Source organism: Ectothiorhodospira mobilis, from assembly GCF_016584115.1.
GTDB lineage: Bacteria > Pseudomonadota > Gammaproteobacteria > Ectothiorhodospirales > Ectothiorhodospiraceae > Ectothiorhodospira > Ectothiorhodospira mobilis.
Window position 1 is genome coordinate 1 of the sequence record NZ_NRSK01000058.1, and the last position, 2,136, is coordinate 2,136.

3 protein-coding genes are annotated in these 2,136 nt (G+C 68.4%); all 3 read right to left on the reverse strand.

From position 1 onward, the window contains the following. Positions 1-121: 121 nt before the first annotated feature. The gene (gene iscX / locus CKO33_RS13115) at positions 122-322 is read right to left on the reverse strand and encodes a Fe-S cluster assembly protein IscX (RefSeq protein ID WP_200182673.1); all 201 of its coding nucleotides are present in this window, start codon (positions 320-322) and stop codon (positions 122-124) included. 12 nt (positions 323-334) lie between these two features. After that, positions 335-673: an ISC system 2Fe-2S type ferredoxin gene (gene fdx, locus CKO33_RS13120; protein WP_200182674.1), complete on the reverse strand. Its 339-nt coding sequence runs from the start codon at positions 671-673 to the stop codon at positions 335-337. 18 nt (positions 674-691) lie between these two features. Further along, positions 692-2,136 (reverse strand): Fe-S protein assembly chaperone HscA (gene hscA, locus CKO33_RS13125; RefSeq protein ID WP_200182675.1); only part of this gene is annotated, 1,445 nt, incomplete at its 5' end.

Here is a 2,136-nt window from a genome sequence, read left to right on the forward strand (position 1 = left end):
CAGCGGCTCAACCAGGCCCGGGCTGATCTGTTTCGTTCCATCAACAACGCCCAAAACCCGGCCGCCTGAACAGCCTCACCCATCACTCCCCTTCAGGCTCATCTCTGGATTGGAAAGGACTTCAGTCGTGCTCTTCCATCCAGGCCAGCTGCACCGCCTCCAGGATGCGCTCACCGCTGTGGGCGGGGTCGTCGTCGAAGTCCGCAAGCGCCAGGATCCAGTTGCGCAGGTCGACAAAATTCACCCGCCGCGGATCCACGTCCGGGTGGGCGTCCTCCAGGGCCATGGCGATCTCCTGGGTGTCGGTCCACTTGAGGCCCATGGGCATCTCCTTTTAGTGCTGCTCGGAAACCTGATTGATGGTATAGCGGGGGATCTCCACCACCAGGTCCTCCTCCCCCACCCGGGCCTGGCAGGACAGACGGGAGTCGGGCTCCAGGCCCCAGGCCTTGTCCAGCAGGTCCTCCTCCGCCTCGGAGGGCTCGTTCAGGGAATCCAGACCCTCGCGCACGTAGACGTGGCAGGTGGTGCAGGCGCAGGACTTCTCGCAGGCATGCTCGATCTCGATGCCATTTTTCAGGGCGGCATCGCAGATACTGATGCCCGGTTCCACCTGGACGGCCGCCCCCTCCGGGCAGAGTTCCTCATGGGGCAGAAAGACGATGCGTGGCATGGTGGGGCTCCTGAAAGATCAGTCGAACTCTTCAACGCGGTGGCCCGACATGGCCTGGCGCACGCTCTCGTTCATGCGCCGGGCGACGAAGGACTCGCTGGCCTTCTCCAGGGCCCGGATGGCGTCGGCGATGGCCTGGGGATCGCCGCCTTCGCGGGCGCCCTCCAGCCGGCTGCGGGCCGCGTCGATGGTCTCGCGTTCCTCGGGGCTGAGCAGGCGGGCATCGGCCTCCAGGGCGGAGTCCAGGGCCTCCAGGACGCGGTCCGCCTCCACCTGCTGCTCCCGCAGGCGGCGGGCCTCCATGTCCTCCCGGGCGTGGCTGCGGGAGTCGGTGAGCATGTGCTCGATCTCGCCGTCGGTGAGGCCGTAGGAGGGCTTGACCTCGATGCCGGCCTGGACCCCGCTGACCATCTCCCGGGCGGTGACGCTCAACAGGCCGTCGGCGTCCACCTGGTAGGTGACCCGCACCCGGGCCGCCCCGGCCACCATGGAGGGGATGCCCGAGAGGGTGAAGCGGGCCAGGGAACGGTTGTGGTCCACCAGGTCCCGCTCCCCCTGCACCACGTGCAGGGACATGGCGGTCTGGCCGTCCTTGAAGGTGGTGAATTCCTGGGCCCGGCTCACGGGGATGGTGGTGTTGCGGGGGATGATGTGCTCCACCAGGCCGCCCATGGTCTCGATGCCCAGGGACAGGGGGATCACGTCCAGCAGCAGCATGTCGTCCCCGGGCTGGTTGCCCGCCAGCACGTCCGCCTGCAGGGCGGCCCCCACGGCCACCACCTGATCCGGGTCGATGTCCACCCGGGGATCGCGGCCGAAGAATTTCCCCACCCGCTGGCGCACCCGGGGCACGCGGGTGGAACCGCCCACCATGACCACGTCCAGGATCTCGTCGGCACGGACGCCGGCATCCCGCAGGGCCCGGCGGCAGGCGGTGAGGGTCTTGTCGATGAGGGGGTCGATGAGTTCGTTCATCTGCCGGCAGGTCATGCAGCCGGACCAGTAGTCGGCGTCGGACACGGCCACCTTCAGTTCCGTCTCATCCTGCTCCGTCAGGGCCTCCTTCACCTTGCAGGCATCCATCATCAGCTGGCGCATGCGGTGATGCCCGGTATCCCCCTCGATGCCCGCCTCCTGCATCATCCAGGCGGCGATGGCGCGGTCGAAGTCGTCCCCCCCCAGGGCGCTGTCGCCACCGGTGGCCAGGACCTCGAACACCCCCTGGTTCAGCCGCAGGATGGAGATATCGAAGGTGCCGCCCCCCAGGTCGTAGACGGCGATCACCCCCTCCTGCCCCCGATCCAGGCCGTAGGCGACGGCGGCGGCGGTGGGTTCGTTGAGCAGGCGGTAGACGTTCAGCCCGGCCAGGCGGGCGGCGTCCTTGGTGGCCTGGCGCTGGGCGTCGTCGAAGTAGGCGGGCACGGTGATCACCGCCCCGCTCAGATCCCCCCCCAGACGGGCCT